Here is a 16,353-nt window from a genome sequence, read left to right as displayed (position 1 = left end):
CACCACGCCCGGTACCACCCACCTGGCCGAGCACAGAGTCAGCCATCGGCCTTAGGGTCCCCTTGCGCGGGCGCGGGAGAATGGACGGTGGTCATCGGACCTCAGTCATCGACACCGTACGAGGAGGACCAGACATGGCGGAGCCCACGCCGCGTCGGAACGAACCGCGGCTACGCCCCGCGCCCCTGCTCTTCGAGCCTGTGGAAGCGGTCGCCGACCCGGAGCACTTCTTCGGCCTGGAGTCGGTCGAGGACCCCGGGGCGTTGCTGGCCCGTGCCACGGAGCTGACCCAGGCGTTCCGGGTGGCCACCGACCGGGCGGTGGAGTTCCAGGCCATGGCCGCCGCCCAGCTCGCCGACCCGCGCCGCTTCGACCGTCTGACCCCGGCGGACATCGCCGAGCAGGCCGGTTGGACCGAGGACTACGCGAAGAAGATGGTCGAGTTCGGCCGGGATCTGCTGAACGGGAGGGAAGGCCAGGGGCCCGAGCAGATCTAGCGCATGGCATATGCCGGGCGGGCAAGATACGCCTCTCCGCCCGGCCCCGTCCCGGTTTCCCGCAACTCAGAGAGAGCGGGTGCTCACCAGGGGTATCAATTCCCTATGAGCAGCACACCGTACGAGACCTTCCCCGGCGGTCCAGGCGACGCGGCCGGGGTCACCTCCGACGGAGCCGCCTGGCTGGCCTCGGCAGGAACGTATCCGCGGAGCACGCTCGCCCTCTGGGAGGAGCGGCCGGACGCCCCGGTCGTCCTGCCCTGCGGGACCGCGTTCGACGTGGTGAACGCCCCGGCGCTCTTCGGCCGCCGCATGCTGGACCGACTGTGGGACGAGGGGCCGGGGTCCGGGCCGGTCGCGGTGTTCCGGGGCCGGATGCTCCTGTTCGCCGCCCCCGGCACCGCCGCCCGGCTGCCGTCGCTGCTGGGCTGGGAGGAGTGGGGCGGCCGCGGCCAGGCCGTACCGCCGCTGCTGTGCCACGGCACCGGCGACGCGGTGACCGTCCCGGCGCCGCACGCCGACCTCTCCCCCGCCCCGGCCGGCGCCCGCTGGCTGGTCGCCCCGGACACCCGGCACCCATGGCTCCCCGGCCCGGAAATCCTGCTCTGGGCGGCCGTCCGCGCGGCCCGCTCGACCGTGCGCATATCGATTTTTCCTCCCGCCGATCAGGATGCTAAGGTCTACGACGTCAGCAGGCGCCGCTAGCTCAGTTGGTTAGAGCAGCTGACTCTTAATCAGCGGGTCCGGGGTTCGAGTCCCTGGCGGCGCACGCGAAGTAGGTGAAAGGCCAAGCTCCTGTGAGCTTGGCCTTTTGCCTTTCCGCCACCGGAGTCCGGTTCAGTCCGGCCTCCCCGGCGTGATCTTCACGTTCCAGGCGCCGGACGCCGTCCGCCCCTCCACCGCCACCTGCACACCGTCCCCCGGCACGGTGAAGCTCTCGCCGAGGGCGACCGGGGCGTCGGCCAGCGGCGGGTAGACCGAGTTCTCCCAGCAGGCCTCGGTGTGCGGATGGGCGTCGATCACCTCGATCGGGCCGCTGCCGGAGGCCGTCTCGTCGCGGACCCGGTAGACGAGGATGCCCTGCCGACAGGCCGCGCTGTCGTTGCCGGACGCGCCGCGCGCCTCGAAGGCCAGCACGGTGTCGGGCCCGGTACGCACCACCGCCAGCTTGGTGCCGTCGCCGAGCCCGAAGGCCGGGGCGCCCGCGGCACCCTGCGCCGGCACCCCCGGCCCGGCGGACAGCGACTCCAGGGTCAGCCGGGTCGGCCCGGCCCCCCGGACGCACACCACCTGGCGCGGATCCAGCCATCCCAGCTTCCACTTGTGCCAGGCGAAGAAGTCCGGGGACAGCCCGAACTGGCTGCCCATCAGATCCCAGTCGCCGACGTACGTGTCCCAGTCACCCTTGCCGTCCACCGGGCGGTGGTAGAGGTCGGGGAGGTCGAAGACATGCCCGGTCTCATGGGCGAGAACCAGCCGATCCGGCGGGTGCTTCTCGAAGACGGTGACGACCCGGCGGACGTCGGTGCCGTCCACGTGCACCGGGGTGTCGAGGTTGACCACCTTCGTGGCGTCGGAGTCGACCCCGGGCGCGTCCGGGTCGGCCACGAAGTACACGACGTCGTAGCGCGAGAAGTCGACCTCGGGATCGGCCACCGCGAACGCGTCCCGCAGGTAGGCGGCCCGCAGCGCGACGCTCCAGTCGCGCCTTATGCCGTACGCGACCGAGGGCCGGGGCATCCGCAGCCAGTGGGCCAGCGGGTGCGGGCGGATGGTGAACTTCCCGTAGGAGGCCTGCTCGTAGTAGCGGCTGGTGGCCGGGAAGTGGTCGGCGGTGAGCTCCGCGGGCGTGGTCTGCGGGGCGGCGTCCGGGAAGGAGAGGAACACCATCACGGCCGAAAGCGGGTGGGTGGGGCGGGTGTAGTCGGCGTTCCAGGTGTCGGCGCCCTCGGAGTGGTGCGCGTCGGTGCGGTGCAGGGCGCAGGGGGCCGTGGAGAACGGCTGGGCGGCCGACGGTCCGGTCAGGATCGTCGTTGCGACGAGCGCCGACATCGTGGTGAACACGGCGGCGGAGCTGCGCAGCAGGAGACGCGGCACGGAAGGACCTCCGGGGGCGGTTCGCGGGACACCGCACCCAGCCTGTGTGACTTTGTTGTCATATGACCTGTTTATCTGCACCAGAAGGGTGAGGAACCCCCTGCTCACCACACACAGACCCGAACGGCCGACACCCCGAGTCACTCACGGAACGTCACAAGCGGTCGGGCGGCCCAAGAACCCGTCCAGGTGCGGGCAGAAACGATCTGTCAGAACCGCCGGTTCATCGTGGACACTGGACAGTGGCTGGAAGGCCCTCGGGCCAGCATCTATGATCGGCACACTTTCCTGCACGGACAGAGATCGAGTGCACTGCGGGAGCGAGCGGTGAGCGGAACGTCCGAAGGGCCGACGCCCGCGGCAGACCTCGACCGGTCCGCCGTCACAGAGAGTGACAAGACCTACCGGAAGTCGTACGAGAAGACAGAACCGAAGACCTACGAGTACGCCTTCGCGGCCGCCGCGCTGCCCATGGCCGTCGTGGACCGCGAAGGGCACGTCACCTCGGCCAACGAGGCGTTCGCCACGCTGATCGGCGCCGATCCGGCCGGGCTGCCCGGGCGGGTCGCCGCGGACCTGGTGGACCTGGCCTCCGACGCCCGTACCTGGCACGCCTATCGCGAGGTACTGCGCGGCCGGCAGGCCAAGCTGCGCTGCACCCGCCGGCTGAAGCACCCCGACGGGCACTCGGTGTGGGTCCAGGTGACCATCTCCCCGCTGGACAAGGAGGCGCCCGGGGTGCTGATCTCGGTCTCCGACATCAGCGAGCGCCGCGAACTGCAGGCCCGGCTGCGGCACTTGCAGATGCACGACCCGGTGACCCGGCTGCCCAACCGGACGCTGTTCTTCGAGCGGCTGTCGGCCGCGCTGGAGGCGGAGTCGTACGAGCAGAGCGGCACCGGCCGGATCGGCCTGTGCTACCTGGACCTCGACGGCTTCAAGGCGGTCAACGACACCCTCGGCCACCGGGTCGGCGACCGCCTGCTGGCCGCCGTCGCCGAACGGCTGACCCGGGTCGCCGACGAGGCCGGCTTCGCACGGGCCGGCGCCCCGCTGGTGGCCCGGCTCGGCGGGGACGAGTTCGCCCTGCTGGTCGAGGACTCGACGGGCACGGAACAGCTGGCCGATCTGGCCGAGTCGGCGCTGGCCGCCCTGCAGGCGCCGTTCGACCTGGCCGGCCAGCGGCTGTCGCTGTCGGCGTCGATCGGGGTGGTCGAGCGGCACGCCGCCGGCACCACGGCCACCGGCCTGATGCAGGCCGCCGACACGACGCTCTACTGGGCGAAGGCCGACGGCAAGTCCCGCTGGACGCTCTTCGACCCGGAGCGCAACGCCCACCTGGTGACCCGGCAGGCGCTCTCCTCCACCCTCCGCCCGGCCATCGAACGCGGCGAGTTCGTGCTCGATTACCAGCCGCTGGTGGGCATGGGGGACGGCCGGCTCAACGGTGTCGAGGCCCTGGTCCGCTGGCACCACCCGCAGTTCGGCACACTAACGCCGAATCGGTTCATCGGATTGGCGGAGGAGGACGGCTCGATCGTCCCGCTCGGCCGCTGGGCCCTGACCACGGCCTGCCGGCAGGCCCGCCGCTGGCAGCTGGACCACCCCGGCGAGCCGCCGATCTTCGTCAGCGTGAACGTGGCCGTCCGCCAGGTCTGGGACTCCGACCTGGTCGCGGACGTGGCCGAGACCCTGGCGGAGACGGGCCTAGCCCCGCACCTGCTCCAACTGGAGCTGACGGAATCGGCGGTCATGGGCTCGGCCGGACGGCCGCTCCAGGCCCTCCAGGCCCTCAGCGACATGGGCGTCCGCATCGCCATCGACGACTTCGGCACCGGCTACTCGAACCTCGCCTACCTCAGCCGCCTCCCGGTCTCCGTCCTCAAGCTGGACGGCTCCTTCGTCCGGGGCTTCCAGTACGACGACCCGGGCGACCGGCCGAACCCGGCCGACGAGGTCGTGGTCGAGGCGATGATCCAGCTGGCCCACCGGCTCGGCCTCACCGTCACCGCCGAATGCGTCGAGACCTCGGCACAGGCCTCCCGCCTGCGGCACATCGGCTGCGACACCGGCCAGGGATGGCTCTACTCCCGGCCGGTGACGCCGGATCGTATCTCCGAGCTGCTGGACACCCGGACCTACGCGGACACCCCGGTCGGCAAACCGTAGGCGTCGGCGACCAGTTCGTAGGAGCGCAGGCGCAGCTCGCCGCGGTGGGCGTGGGTGGTGAGCATCAGCTCGTCGGCGCCGGTGCGCTTCTGCAGGTCGTCGAGGCCGGCGCGGACCTCGTCGGCGGTGCCGTGCACGATGTTGGCGGTCCAGGAGTGCACGAACTCCTCCTCCATCGGGGAGAACTCGTGCTGCTCGACGTCGTCGGGGTCGGGGAACAGACCGGGCCGCCCGGTGCGCAGCCGCAGCATGTTCACCGCGCCGGCCCGCACCTGCCGCCGCGCCTCGCGCTCCTCGTCCACGGCGAGCACGGAGACGCCGATCAGGGCGTAGGGCTCGTCGAGCACGGCGGACGGGCTGAAGGACTCCCGGTACAGGTCGAGGGCCGGGACGGTGTTCTGCGCGGAGAAGTGGTGCGCGAAGGCGAACGGCAGCCCGAGCATGCCGGCGAGCCGGGCGCTGAACCCGGAGGAACCGAGCAGCCAGACCGGCGGCCGGTGCGGAGACTGCACACCGCCGGGGGTGGTGCTCTGGATCGGCCCGGGGATGGCATGGATGCGCCGGTACGCATGCCCGTCCGGGAAGTCGTCGTCCAGGAACCGGGTCAGCTCGGCGAGCTGCTGCGCGAAGTCGTCGGCGCCCTCGTTGAGGGTCTGGGTACGGCGGAGCGCGGCGGCGGTCGCCCCGTCGGTGCCCGGCGCCCGGCCGAGGCCGAGGTCGACCCGCCCCGGTGCCAGGGCCTCCAGCGTGCCGAACTGCTCCGCGATCACGAGCGGGGCGTGGTTGGGCAGCATGACGCCGCCCGACCCGAGCCGGATCCGCTCCGTGTGGGCCGCGAGGTTGGCGAGGATCACGGCGGGCGAGGAGGAGGCCACGCCGGGCATCGAGTGGTGCTCGGCGACCCAGTACCGGTGGAACCCGCGCGCCTCGGTGAGCCGCGCGAGCGAGGCGCTGGTGCGCAGGGCGTCGGTGGCGGTACTGCCGGTGCCGACGGTCACCAGGTCCAGTACGGAGAGGGGGACGGGGGCGGTCCCGTGTGTGATGCCCCGGATCTCGTCTGCCGACACGGTGAGAGCCTCCTGATGTACGACCGTTAGCTGTCTGGGGGCGGTAACAGGAGGAGGTCTCCGGTTATTCCGGTCGCCCTGTTCACCGGCACGCCCGGCCCTTGATCCCCGGGCGATTCCCGCCTACTTTCGGGTAACCACTACGGCCCGGGAGCGATGCTGACATGCCTGACCCCAGCGGCGACCGGCGACCGCGGATCGCGGTGTTCGGCGCGGGCAGCATCGGCTGCTACCTCGGCGGCCACCTCGCGCGGCACGCGGACGTGACCCTGATCGGGCGGCCCTCGGTGCTGGACGGGCTGCACGAGGGGGTCACCCTCAGCGGCGGAGGCCGCCCCGCGGTCCACGTCCCCCGGGATCGGCTGACGCTCGCGACGGATCCGGACGCGGTCGACGACGCCGACTGCGTCCTGGTCACCGTGAAGTCCGCCGGCACGGTGCCGGCCGGACGGGAACTGGCCGGACGGCTCCGCCCGGACGCCGTCGTGGTCAGCTTCCAGAACGGGCTGCACAACGCCGGCCTGCTGCGGGACGAGCTTCCGGGCGTCACCGTGCTCGCGGGGATGGTGCCGTACAACGTCGCGCGGATCGCCCCCGGCACCTTCCACCAGGGCACGGGCGGGGCCCTGATGCTCGACGGCGGCGCCGCCTCGGCACCGCTCGTGGCGGCGCTGACGGCCGCCGGGCTGCCGGTCGAGCCGCGCGACGACATGCGGCAGGTGCAGCACGCCAAGCTGCTGATGAACCTCAACAACGCGGTGAACGCGCTGTCCGGCCTGCCGCTGCGGGAACAGCTGGGCGCACGCCCGTACCGGACGTGCCTCGCGCTGTGCCAGGAGGAGGCGCTGGCGGCTTTCGCCGCGGCGGGAGTCCGGCCGGCCCGGCTCGGCCCCGTCCCGGCCGGGCTCATGCCACGGATACTGCGCCTGCCCGACGCCCTGTTCCGTCGCATCGCGGGGGCGAGCCTCCGGGTGGACGCCCACGCGCGGTCCTCGATGTGGGACGACCTGGAACACGGGCGGACGACGGAGATAGGCAGCCTCCAGGGCGAGGTCGTCGCCCTGGCGGAACGGCACGGCCTGACGGCACCGGTGAACGCACGGCTGGCGGCCCTGGTCCACGAGGCCGAACGCCCGGGCGGCCGCCGCTCCTGGTCCGGCCCGGAGCTGCTGCACGCGGTCCGTCAGCCGTAAGGCGGCCATAAGGCGGCCATGAGACAACCGCGCGCCGGCCGTGAGTCGGCCGTGAGCCGGCGCAGTCCGGCGCGCCCCGTCAGACCTGGACGATCGGCTCGCGGGTGAACAGGGTGCCCAGTACGGGCGCGTTCACCCGGCGGTCCGCCAGCCTCAGCCCCTCCCACACGGTCACCTGATTCGCCGTGAGCACCGGCTTCGACAGCGCCTTCTCCAGCAGGGACAGGTGCGCCGCCGTGTGCAGCGCCGTGTCCGGAAGGAGCACCGCATCGGCCTCCCCGGCGTCGGCCGCCCGCGCCAGGGTCAGGACCTCCTCCTCCCCCCACGTCCCCACCTCCGCCGCCGTGACGATCCCCGAGGACCGCACGCCGGTCACCTCCAGGCCCCCGGCCCGCAGGAAGTCCGCGAAGAGGGCGGCCACGTCGTCGGGGTAGGTCGCGCCGACCGCCACCCGCCGTACCCCGAGCTCCCGCGCCGCGTGCACGAACCCGAAGGACGTGGACGACGCCGGCAGGCCGGCCGCCCTGGCGAGCGCGCGGACCTGCTGCTGGGCGCCCTCCCAGCCGTACACGAAGCTCCCGCTGGTGCACGCCCACACCACCGCGTCCGCGCCCGCGAGCCGCAGCTCCGCCACCCCGGCCGCCAGCCGATCCTCGGACCCCATCTCCCGCAACGCGTCCACCCGGTGGGCGTCCACGCCGATGTCGGTGTGGACGACGTCCACCCGGATGTCGCTGCCGAGGAGCTGCTCGATACGGGGGTAGTCGTCCTCCGCGGAGTGCCCCGGGTAGAGGAGTCCGAGCGATGTCATGTCCACCCTTCCTGCTGTTCTTCCGGCAGTACGGGCCACTCATGCGCCGATATGTCCATCTTATTGACCAGCGCCCGATAAGGCCCGACGGCCCGGGTACCCAGCCTGCGCAGCGCCGCCCACATCGTGACCTGGTTGGCGGACAGGACGGGGATGCGCAGCTCGGCCTCCAGCTGGGGGATGACGTCGTAGGTGGGGAGGTTGGTGCAGGAGATGAACAGGGCGTCGGCGGCCCCGGGCCGTACCGCCTGCCGGGCCATGGCGACCACGTCCCGGTACGGCACCTGCCAGATGTGCCGGGTCAGCCCCATGAACGCGCAGCCGACGACCTGCACGCCCGCCTCCGCGACGTACTCCTCGAGGACCCGGGGCGCGGTCGAGCGCGAAGTCGAAGGGCGCCACGACGCCGATGCCGCGCTGGGGGCGAGGTCCGCCCGGATAGGAGACGTCCATGGGAAGCCACCGGCCTCACGCTGGAGATCGAGGGGGCAACGGTCGACGGATACGCCCGTGTTGACGAAGGTAGGTTCGGGTGTCAGCGTGGTCAATCCGTGCCTCTGAGACGTTCCGTCCGCCCATGTCAGACGCTGTCGGACACCGGGAGACCACCCCGAATGACACCGCCCGTGCCCACCCTGCTGGTCCTCGACGCCGACCCGCCCCCGCGGCTGGGCCGGCTCACCGGCCGCGCCCGGATCGTGCACACGGACGCGGCGGGCCTGGCGGCCCGGCTGCCGGCCGCCGACGTGCTCCTGGTCTGGGACTTCGCCTCGCCGGCCGTCCGCGAGGCCTGGCCGGGCGAGGGGCCGCGGCCGCGCTGGGTGCACACGGCGAGCGCGGGCGTCGACCATCTGATGTGCCCGGAGCTGGCCGCGTCCGACACGGTCGTCACCAACGCGCGCGGGGTCTTCGACGCGCCGATCGCCGAGTACGTGGCCGCGCTGGTCCTCGCGATCGCCAAGGACCTGCCCCGGACCCTCGATCTCCAGCGGGAGCGGACCTGGCGGCACCGCGAGGGGCGCCGGGTGAGCGGCACGCGCGCGTGCGTGGTCGGCTCGGGACCGATCGGCCGGGCGATCGTCCGTACCCTCAAGGCGCTCGGCATCACCACGGCCCTGGTCGGACGTGTGCCGCGCACCGGTATCCACGGCCCGGACGACCTGGACCGGCTGATGTCCCGTGCGGACTGGGTGATCGCGGCCGCCCCGCTGACCGAGCAGACGTACGGCATGTTCGACGCGCACCGCTTCGGCGTGATGCAACCGTCGGCCTGCTTCATCAACGTCGGCCGGGGCCAGCTGGTCGACGAGGAGGCCCTGGTCCGGGCGCTGAACCGGCGCTGGATCGCGGCCGCGGCCCTGGACGTCTTCGCGACCGAGCCGCTGCCCCCCGACAGCCCCTTGTGGGAGGTGCCGGGTCTCGTCGTCTCGCCGCACATGAGCGGGGACACGGTCGGCTGGCGGGACGAACTGGGCACTCAGTTCGTGGAGTTGTACGAGCGGTGGGCGGCGGGCAGATCTCTGCTGAACGTGGTCGACAAGAAGCGCGGATACGTGCCCGGTCACTGACCCTCGGGAGGGACCCATGAAGCCCACCGACCGCACCGATCCCACCGATCTCACCGGCGTCACCGCCCGGCGGCTCCTCGACGGCTATCGCAAGGGCGAGTTCGGCCCGGTGGAGGCGGTGCGGGCGGTCCTGGAGCGGGCGGCGCGAATCCAGCCGGCGGTCAACGCCTTCGTCCGGCTCACCGAGGAGGACGCCCTGGCGCAGGCACGGGCGTCGCAGGAGCGGTGGCGGCGGGGCGAGCCGAGGGGCCTGCTCGACGGTGTCCCGGTGACGGTCAAGGACATCCTCCTGATGCGCGGCCACCCGACCCTGCGCGGCTCGCAGACGATCCCGGCGGCCGGGAGCTGGGACGAGGACGCGCCGTCCGTCGCCCGGCTCCGCGAGCACGGCGCGGTGTTCGTCGGGAAGACGACCACCCCCGAGTACGGCTGGAAGGGCGTGACCGACTCCCCGCTCACCGGGATCACCCGCAACCCGTACGACCCCTCCCGCACCGCCGGCGGATCGAGCGGCGGCAGCGCGGCGGCCGTCGCCCTGGGGGCCGGGCCGCTGTCCCTGGGCACGGACGGCGGCGGCAGCGTGCGCATCCCGGCCGCGTTCTGCGGGATCTTCGGCCTGAAACCGACGTACGGCCGTGTCCCCCTCTATCCGGCGAGCGCCTTCGGCACGCTGTCCCACGTCGGCCCGATGGCCCGGGACGCGGCCGACGCGGCGCTGATGCTGGACGTGATCGGGGCCCCGGACGCCCGGGACTGGTCGGCCCTCGGTCCCGCCCCGGGCTCCTTCGCTGCGGCCCTGACCGGAGGCGTGCGCCGCCTCCGGGTGGCCTTCTCGCCCTCCCTGGGCGGCCAGGTGGCGGTACGTCCGGCGGTCGCGGCGGCGGTACGGCGGGCGGTGAGCGGGCTGGCCGGGCTGGGGGCCCACGTCGAGGAGACCGACCCGGACTTCAGCGACCCGGTGGACGCGTTCCACGCGCTGTGGTTCGCGGGCGCCGCCCGGGTGACGCAGCGTTTCTCCCCCGGGCAGCGGGAGTCGCTGGACCCGGGGCTGCGGGAGATCTGCGGGCAGGGGGCCCGGCTCAGCGCGCTGGAGTATCTGGCAGCGGTGGACGTCCGGATGGAGCTGGGCCGCCGGATGGGCCTCTTCCACGAGCGCCACGACCTGCTGGTGACACCGACCCTGCCGCTCACGGCGTTCGAGGCGGGGCTGGAGGTGCCGACGGGGTCCGGCCACCGGCGCTGGACAGGCTGGACCCCCTTCACCTACCCGTTCAACCTCACCCAGCAGCCGGCGGCGACGGTCCCGGTGGGGAGAGACGCCGACGGACTGCCGGTGGGCCTGCAGATCGTGGCCGCCCGCCACCGCGACGACCTGGTCCTACGGGCGGCCCACGCACTGTACGAGGCGGGGGTGGCTTCGGCACCGCCGGACAGCACCGCCGTGGCTTAGCACCGCCGCGGCGGAAACAAGAACCGGCAGCGCCGCGGGAGAAGCAAGAGCGAGTGCGCGGCGCAGGTGACCGGTGCGCGGTCGTCCAGGAGCCGGGCCGTGGCCGTGGCTCCGCGGCTGGTCAGCGAGACTTCGATGCGTCGATTGCCCATGCAATCCATGGTGCATAAGTCGGTTGGGGCCGGGTAGCCGCGCCGCCATGGCTCCACCACATGCGAACGACATACACACATCAAGGTGCGATTCCAGACAAACTCGGCGTGCGGTGCTCGCCGGTGCCGCCGCCGTCGGCGCACTCGCCGCCGCCGGCTGCACGCGGGTGGCCACCGCGGCCGGCACCAACGGCGGTGACCTGCTGCAACGGCTGCGCGCCCAGGGTGTCGTACGGCTCGGGATCGCCGGTGAGATCCCCTTCGGATACATCGACAAGGACGGTCGTCTGACCGGTGAGGCACCGGAGTTGGCCAAGGCGGTCTTCAAGCGGCTCGGGGTCCGCGAGGTGCAGCCGGTGCCCACCGAGTTCGGTTCGCTGATTCCCGGACTGAATTCGCAGCAGTTCGACGTCGTGGCCGCCGGGATGTACGTCAATCCGGAGCGGTGCGAGCAGGTGATCTTCGCGGATCCGGACTACCAGATGCTCGATTCGTTCATCGTGCGCAAGGGGAACCCCAAGGGGCTGCACGACTACCGGGACGTCGTCGCACGGAAGGCGAGGTTCGCCACCGGGACCGGGTACGCGGAGATCCAGTACGCGGTCGAGGCCGGGTACGAGGAGAGCGACATCCTGATCGTTCCCGACCAGGTCGCCGGGCTGAACGCCGTGGAGGCGGGGCGGGTCGACGTCTTCGCCGGTACGGCGCTCACCACGCGTGCGGTCGTCAGGAAGTCGGCGAAGGCGGAGGCGACCAAGGCGTTCGCGCCGCTCGTGGACGGGAAACCGCACGTGGACGGGGGCGCGTTCGCGTTCCGGTCGGCGGAGACGAAGCTGCGGGACGCCTTCAACGCGGAGCTGCGCAAGCTGAAGAGGAGCGGCGAGCTGTTCCGGATCCTGCGGCCGTTCGGCTTCACCGAGGCCGAGATGACCGGCCTGACGGCGAAGGAGCTGTGCGGGGGAGGGAAGAGCGGATGACCTCGGGACTGTGGGACCTCGTACTCAAGGGCGCCTGGACGACCGTTCAACTGCTGGTGCTCAGCGGGCTGCTGATGACGGCCGTGGCCCTGGTGGTGGGCGTGGCACGGACGAACCGGCACTGGATCGTGCGGTTCCTCGCCGGTCTCTACACCGAGGTGTTCCGCGGCACCTCGGCGCTGGTGATGATCTTCTGGGTGTTCTTCGTGCTGCCGGTCGCCTTCGGCTGGCAGCTGGTGCCGCTGTGGGCCGGCACGCTGGCGCTCGGGCTGACGTACGGCGCGTACGGCGCGGAGATCGTGCGCGGGGCGCTGAACGCGGTCGACCCGGCGCAGCGGGAGGGCGGGATCGCGCTCGGTTTCACGTCCTGGCAGCGGCTGCGGCTGGTCCTGCTGCCGCAGGCGGTGCCGGAGATGATCCCCTCCTACTGCAACCTGCTGGTGGAGCTGCTCAAGGGCACCGCCCTGGTGTCGGTCACCGGCATGGGCGACCTGGCGTTCAGCGGGAACCTGGTGCGGCTGGCGCTGCAGGAGAGCGCGCACATCTACACGTACCTGCTGGTCTTCTACTTCGTGATCGCGTTCGTCATCACCCGGCTGATGCGCGGTCTGGAGAAGCGGCTGAAGGCCGGGGTCGGTGGTGTCGCGTGACGTGGGACTGGAGTGCCGTACGCGAGTTCATGCCGCACTTCCGGGACGGCCTGCTGGTCACCCTGCAGGCGCTGGTCCTCGGCTCGCTGATCTCGTTCTCGCTGGGGCTGGTGTGGACGCTGCTGATGCGCACGCCGACCAGGTGGGTGCGCTGGCCGGTCGGGGTGGCCACGGAATTCGTGCGGAACACCCCGCTGCTGGTGCAGCTGTTCTTCCTCTTCTACGTGCTGCCCGAGTGGGGGCTGACGTTCTCCGCCCTGACCACCGGGGTCTTCGCGATCGGCCTGCACTACTCGACGTACACCATGCAGGTCTACCGGGCCGGCATCGAGGCGGTGCCGGCCGGGCAGTGGGAGGCGGCCACGGCGCTCAGCCTGCCCGCGCCGCGGACCTGGTTCGCGGTCGTCCTGCCGCAGGCGGTGCGCCGGGTCGTGCCGCCGCTCGGCAACTACGTGATCTCGATGCTCAAGGACACGCCGGTCCTGATGTCGATCACGGTGCTGGAGATGCTCGGCCAGGCCCGGCTCTTCTCCCAGCAGCACTTCCAGTTCACCGAGCCGGTGACGGTGATCGGCGTCGCCTTCATCGTCGTCTCCTACCTCGCCTCCCTTCTCCTGCGCACCCTGGAGCGTCGCCTTGTCCGTTGAGACCGGCAAGCAGCCGAGTACTTCCGATACGACGTCCGACGAACTGATCCGCATCGAGGGGGTGACCAAGCGGTTCGGGGACAACACCGTCCTCGACGGCCTTGACCTCACCGTGCGGACGGGCCGGCACGTCACCCTGATCGGGCCCTCGGGCTCCGGCAAGACCACGATCCTGCGGCTGCTGATGACTCTGACCAAGCCGGACGCGGGCACCATCACCGTCGACGGGCAGCGGCTCTTCCCGGCGCCCGAGAAGGAGCTGCGGGAGGTCCGCAAGCAGATCGGGATGGTGTTCCAGCAGTTCAACCTGTTCCCCAACATGAGCGTGCTGCGCAACATCACCGAGGCCCCGGTGACCGTGCTCGGCCTGCCGAAGGAGGAGGCGGAGGCGCGCGCCCGGGAGCTGCTCGACCTGGTGGGCCTCGCCGACAAGGCCGACGAGCGGCCGACCCGGCTCTCCGGCGGGCAGCAGCAGCGCGTCGCGATCGCGCGGGCGCTGGCCATGCGGCCGAAGGTGCTGCTCCTCGACGAGGTGACCTCGGCGCTCGACCCGGAGCTGGTCGCGGGCGTCCTCGACCTGCTCAGGGACATCGCGCGCACCACCGACATCACCATGCTGTGCGTGACCCACGAGATGAACTTCGCCCGGGACATCTCCGACCAGGTCCTGATGTTCGACGCGGGCCGGGTCATCGAGGCGGGCCCGCCGGAGCGGATCTTCGGCGAGCCCGAGCACGAGCGGACCCGGGAGTTCCTCGGCGCGGTGCGGTAGATAATTCCACCGCCGACACCGTAAAAGTTTCCCCGCGCAGCGGCACGGCTACAGGAAGTGAATGCTCGATCATCCGAGGTCCGGCGCACGGGTCATTCCGCTGACATATGCCAGAGGGTCTCAGCCGCAGTTCGGAGGGCCGGAATCTCGCCAACACCCCCTCCGTTTCGGGCGCTTGCCCGTTATCGTGGAGAGGATCCGCAGTCCGGATCGCGGCCCAAGCGGTGCTGCCGAAGCAGTACCGCCGAGCGAGCGCAGGGGGACCACCGTGGCGCTGATGCACGAGCCGACCGCCCCGTACCACTCCACCCAGGAAGCCCTGCGGGTCCTGGAGACGGTGGCAGGGCACCCCAGTGGCGTCACCGACACCGAACTGGCCCGCCGCACCGGCCTGGACCCCGACCGGCTGACCGCACTGCTGCGCATGCTGCGCCGCGAGGGCTACGTCGAGCAGGTCGCCGACGGCGCGTACGTGACCGGCGAGACCCTGCGCCGGCTCGGCTCCGCGCACGAGCGGGAGCAGGCCCTCGGCGAGCAGCTCCAGCAGACCCTCGACCGGCTGCGCGACTCGGTCGGCGCCGCCGTCTATCTCAGCCGGTACGTCGACGGCGAGGTGCGGATCGGCCAGTACGCGGCCGGGCCGTCCACCCCCGCGGTCAACGAGTGGGTGGACTTCCGCTCCTCCGCGCACGCCACCGCGATCGGCAAGAGCCTGCTCACCCAGCTCGACCACAACGCCCGCCGCGACCACCTCTCCCGGCACAAGATGGCCCGCCTCACCTCGCGCACCATCACCAGCGACAAGCTGCTGCTCTCCCGCCTGGCGGCACAGCCGCCGACGGTCCCCGTCCTGGACCTCCAGGAGTACGCGATCGGCACGGTGTGCGCGGCGGTGCCGATCACCGCCGGCTCGGCCGTGGGCTGCCTGGCCCTGTCCCTGCCGGTCGAGCACGCACACCGGCTCCGCCAGGCCGCCGACGCCCTGAACCGCAGCGCGGCTCCGGTGCTGCTGTCCCTCGCCATCTAGGCCCTGTCGTTTGGATCATCCCGGCGTCGCGGGGCTTGGGTCGGTCGAAAGGTGCCGCATCTCATAGCCAGACTGATCCAAACGACAGGGCCTAGGCGTGGTCGGAAGCACCCCGCCGGACCGGGTAGTATTTTCTTCGTCGCCAGCCGCGAGAAGCAGTCGAAAGACGGTTCGAACGGTCGGCGTGAGTCATGCGCCGCTAGCTCAGTTGGTTAGAGCAGCTGACTCTTAATCAGCGGGTCCGGGGTTCGAGTCCCTGGCGGCGCACCTGTGATGACCTGGGGTTTTTATCGCCCCAGGTCATTTTTTATGCCCTAGTGCGGCTCCCCCAGGAAGGGGAAGTCGGAGCTGAGGTCGTCATGGGGCCGCAGCCCGTCGTGGGGCGCGGCGCCCTTGGTCAGCAGGGCGATCCCCTCGTTGATCACGTCGTCGGTGAGATTGCGGCCGTTCGGGGACCCCGCGGCGCTCGAGTAGTCATACGTCACGAGGTCGGGGAGCAGACCCTCCGCAAGAGTGACCGCCTCGTCCTTGGGATAGCCCCCGTGCTCGAAGATGTGCGCGAACTTGTCGAGGAAGAGCTCCCGGTCCTTGACCGGCTCCTGCTGGTTCCAGACCCGCTTGTCGTCGTCGCTGTGGTTGAAGTTGTTGTCGATCCCGGGCCGCCCCGCCCGGTCGCCCTGGACCAGGCGGCCGTCGTGCGGAACCAGGACCCGGGCCCAGACGCCGACCTGGGGATCCGGGCCGAGCACGCTGTTCGGGACCTCCAGCACGATGCCGAACACGTTCTTGTCGGCGAAGAAGTCCTGGCCGGTCCACTGGAAGTTGTTCCCGGCCCCTATCGGGTCGGCGAAGAACGGGTCACTGCGGAGCCCGGCGAAGAACCTGAAGTCGCCGGCCGTGGTGATCTCCGGCTTCGACCCGAAGGTGACCGGGGCGTCCGCGATGATCGTCTCCCCGGCGTCGACGTCGGCCGCGGGGCCCTGCCCGGTCGCCAGTTGCACACTGGCGCTCTGCGAGTCCGCGACCACCGGCGAGAAGCGCACCCGGAAGGCCACGTCGTTCACCGCGTCGCCGTCGTTGTCCACACCGAACTCGTAGACCGACTCGGAGTCGACGGCGTCGGCGGTGATCGGCGAGTGCGGGTTGATGCCCATCACCAGGATCGTCCTGTCCGCGTCACCGGGATTCTGAAAGACATAGATGTCGGTTATGTGGCTCCTGGGGTCCATGCTCGTGGGACTGATGCCCAGGCCGGAGACGTGGTGTGCCATGTCGA

Annotated in this window: 15 protein-coding genes, 2 tRNA genes and 2 pseudogenes; 13 read left to right on the top strand and 6 right to left on the bottom strand. The window is 71.4% G+C overall.

Features of this window, described 5'->3' with window-relative positions; all coding sequences use genetic code 11:
* The first annotated feature begins 134 nt into the window (after positions 1-134).
* The 3 genes from KVT45_RS06555 (at position 135) to KVT45_RS06545 (ending at position 1,266) form a co-directional block, all read left to right on the top strand.
* Positions 135-497, top strand: a complete 363-nt coding sequence (locus tag KVT45_RS06555; RefSeq protein ID WP_217545525.1) for a hypothetical protein — start codon at positions 135-137, stop codon at positions 495-497.
* 105 nt (positions 498-602) lie between these two features.
* Positions 603-1,202, top strand: a complete 600-nt coding sequence (locus KVT45_RS06550) for a bifunctional DNA primase/polymerase (RefSeq protein ID WP_217545524.1) — start codon at positions 603-605, stop codon at positions 1,200-1,202.
* Positions 1,193-1,266 (top strand) — tRNA-Lys (locus tag KVT45_RS06545). Before KVT45_RS06550 ends, KVT45_RS06545 begins: the two co-directional genes overlap by 10 nt.
* Before the next feature lie 68 nt (positions 1,267-1,334).
* Here the strand turns inward: KVT45_RS06545 and KVT45_RS06540 are convergent.
* Positions 1,335-2,549, bottom strand: coding sequence for a M6 family metalloprotease domain-containing protein (locus tag KVT45_RS06540; protein WP_217545785.1), 1,215 nt, complete (start codon positions 2,547-2,549; stop codon positions 1,335-1,337).
* Positions 2,550-2,921: 372 nt separating this feature from the next.
* On the opposite strand from KVT45_RS06540, the gene KVT45_RS06535 reads away from it, so the two are divergent.
* Complete coding sequence (locus tag KVT45_RS06535) at positions 2,922-4,763, top strand: bifunctional diguanylate cyclase/phosphodiesterase (RefSeq protein WP_217545523.1); 1,842 nt, start codon at positions 2,922-2,924, stop codon at positions 4,761-4,763.
* On the opposite strand, the gene KVT45_RS06530 is transcribed toward KVT45_RS06535, so the two are convergent.
* On the bottom strand, positions 4,733-5,830 hold the full coding sequence (locus KVT45_RS06530) for an LLM class flavin-dependent oxidoreductase (protein WP_217545522.1): 1,098 nt from the start codon (positions 5,828-5,830) through the stop codon (positions 4,733-4,735). The genes KVT45_RS06535 and KVT45_RS06530 overlap by 31 nt on opposite strands.
* Before the next feature lie 164 nt (positions 5,831-5,994).
* Here KVT45_RS06530 and KVT45_RS06525 point away from each other — a divergent pair, with 164 nt between their 5' ends.
* Positions 5,995-7,023, top strand: coding sequence for a 2-dehydropantoate 2-reductase (locus tag KVT45_RS06525; protein WP_254646385.1), 1,029 nt, complete (start codon positions 5,995-5,997; stop codon positions 7,021-7,023).
* A gap of 79 nt (positions 7,024-7,102) precedes the next feature.
* Here the strand turns inward: KVT45_RS06525 and KVT45_RS06520 are convergent, their stop codons facing one another.
* Positions 7,103-7,834 (bottom strand): aspartate/glutamate racemase family protein, encoded by a 732-nt coding sequence (locus KVT45_RS06520; protein ID WP_217545521.1) that lies wholly within the window; start codon positions 7,832-7,834, stop codon positions 7,103-7,105.
* A pseudogene (locus KVT45_RS56145) lies at positions 7,831-8,202 on the bottom strand (decarboxylase); the annotation flags it as partial. The gene KVT45_RS06520 and the pseudogene KVT45_RS56145, both read right to left, overlap by 4 nt.
* A 246-nt stretch (positions 8,203-8,448) precedes the next feature.
* Here KVT45_RS56145 and KVT45_RS06510 point away from each other — a divergent pair.
* Both KVT45_RS06510 and KVT45_RS06505 read left to right on the top strand, forming a co-directional pair.
* Positions 8,449-9,402 carry a D-2-hydroxyacid dehydrogenase gene (locus tag KVT45_RS06510; protein WP_217545520.1) on the top strand — a complete coding sequence of 318 codons (954 nt, stop codon included), beginning with the start codon at positions 8,449-8,451 and terminating at the stop codon, positions 9,400-9,402.
* A 16-nt stretch (positions 9,403-9,418) separates the two neighbouring features.
* Positions 9,419-10,852 carry an amidase gene (locus KVT45_RS06505; protein WP_217545519.1) on the top strand — a complete coding sequence of 478 codons (1,434 nt, stop codon included), beginning with the start codon at positions 9,419-9,421 and terminating at the stop codon, positions 10,850-10,852.
* Between the two features lie 56 nt (positions 10,853-10,908).
* Here KVT45_RS06505 and KVT45_RS56140 read toward each other — a convergent pair.
* A pseudogene (locus tag KVT45_RS56140) lies at positions 10,909-11,004 on the bottom strand (DUF3830 domain-containing protein); the annotation flags it as partial.
* Positions 11,005-11,051: 47 nt separating this feature from the next.
* Between KVT45_RS56140 and ehuB the strand changes: the two are divergent.
* The 6 genes from ehuB (at position 11,052) to KVT45_RS06475 (ending at position 15,344) form a co-directional block, all read left to right on the top strand.
* Positions 11,052-11,981, top strand: coding sequence for an ectoine/hydroxyectoine ABC transporter substrate-binding protein EhuB (ehuB, locus tag KVT45_RS06500; RefSeq protein ID WP_217545518.1), 930 nt, complete (start codon positions 11,052-11,054; stop codon positions 11,979-11,981).
* Positions 11,978-12,631: an ectoine/hydroxyectoine ABC transporter permease subunit EhuC gene (gene ehuC, locus KVT45_RS06495; RefSeq protein WP_217545517.1), complete on the top strand. Its 654-nt coding sequence runs from the start codon at positions 11,978-11,980 to the stop codon at positions 12,629-12,631. Before ehuB ends, ehuC begins: the two co-directional genes overlap by 4 nt.
* The gene (ehuD, locus tag KVT45_RS06490; protein ID WP_217545516.1) at positions 12,628-13,278 is read left to right on the top strand and encodes an ectoine/hydroxyectoine ABC transporter permease subunit EhuD; all 651 of its coding nucleotides are present in this window, start codon (positions 12,628-12,630) and stop codon (positions 13,276-13,278) included. Before ehuC ends, ehuD begins: the two co-directional genes overlap by 4 nt.
* Positions 13,268-14,050 (top strand): amino acid ABC transporter ATP-binding protein, encoded by a 783-nt coding sequence (locus KVT45_RS06485; RefSeq protein WP_217545515.1) that lies wholly within the window; start codon positions 13,268-13,270, stop codon positions 14,048-14,050. Before ehuD ends, KVT45_RS06485 begins: the two co-directional genes overlap by 11 nt.
* 268 nt (positions 14,051-14,318) lie before the next feature.
* A complete protein-coding gene (locus KVT45_RS06480; protein WP_217545514.1) occupies positions 14,319-15,077 on the top strand; it encodes an IclR family transcriptional regulator in 759 nt (252 codons plus the stop codon).
* A 193-nt stretch (positions 15,078-15,270) separates the two neighbouring features.
* Positions 15,271-15,344: transfer RNA gene (locus KVT45_RS06475), tRNA-Lys, on the top strand.
* 47 nt (positions 15,345-15,391) lie between these two features.
* Here the strand turns inward: KVT45_RS06475 and KVT45_RS06470 are convergent.
* Positions 15,392-16,348, bottom strand: coding sequence for a DUF4331 family protein (locus tag KVT45_RS06470; protein WP_217545513.1), 957 nt, complete (start codon positions 16,346-16,348; stop codon positions 15,392-15,394).
* Positions 16,349-16,353 lie beyond the last annotated feature (5 nt).

Origin of the sequence: Streptomyces sp. GbtcB6, from assembly GCF_019091475.1 — a bacterium.
Classification (GTDB): domain Bacteria; phylum Actinomycetota; class Actinomycetes; order Streptomycetales; family Streptomycetaceae; genus Streptomyces; species Streptomyces hyaluromycini.
This window is presented reverse-complemented; position numbering and strand designations above follow the sequence as displayed.

What these genes read in the sequence shown, in the direction of transcription:
- KVT45_RS06520 (WP_217545521.1), bottom strand. Translation starts at nt 7,834, where the DNA reads ATGACATCGCTCGGACTCCTCTACCCGGGGCACTCCGCGGAGGACGAC.
- ehuB (WP_217545518.1), top strand. Translation starts at nt 11,052, where the DNA reads ATGGCTCCACCACATGCGAACGACATACACACATCAAGGTGCGATTCC.
- ehuC (WP_217545517.1), top strand. Translation starts at nt 11,978, where the DNA reads ATGACCTCGGGACTGTGGGACCTCGTACTCAAGGGCGCCTGGACGACC.
- KVT45_RS06510 (WP_217545520.1), top strand. Translation starts at nt 8,449, where the DNA reads ATGACACCGCCCGTGCCCACCCTGCTGGTCCTCGACGCCGACCCGCCC.
- KVT45_RS06525 (WP_254646385.1), top strand. Translation starts at nt 5,995, where the DNA reads ATGCCTGACCCCAGCGGCGACCGGCGACCGCGGATCGCGGTGTTCGGC.
- KVT45_RS06540 (WP_217545785.1), bottom strand. Translation starts at nt 2,549, where the DNA reads ATGTCGGCGCTCGTCGCAACGACGATCCTGACCGGACCGTCGGCCGCC.
- KVT45_RS06505 (WP_217545519.1), top strand. Translation starts at nt 9,419, where the DNA reads ATGAAGCCCACCGACCGCACCGATCCCACCGATCTCACCGGCGTCACC.
- KVT45_RS06550 (WP_217545524.1), top strand. Translation starts at nt 603, where the DNA reads ATGAGCAGCACACCGTACGAGACCTTCCCCGGCGGTCCAGGCGACGCG.
- KVT45_RS06470 (WP_217545513.1), bottom strand. Translation starts at nt 16,348, where the DNA reads ATGGCACACCACGTCTCCGGCCTGGGCATCAGTCCCACGAGCATGGAC.
- KVT45_RS06555 (WP_217545525.1), top strand. Translation starts at nt 135, where the DNA reads ATGGCGGAGCCCACGCCGCGTCGGAACGAACCGCGGCTACGCCCCGCG.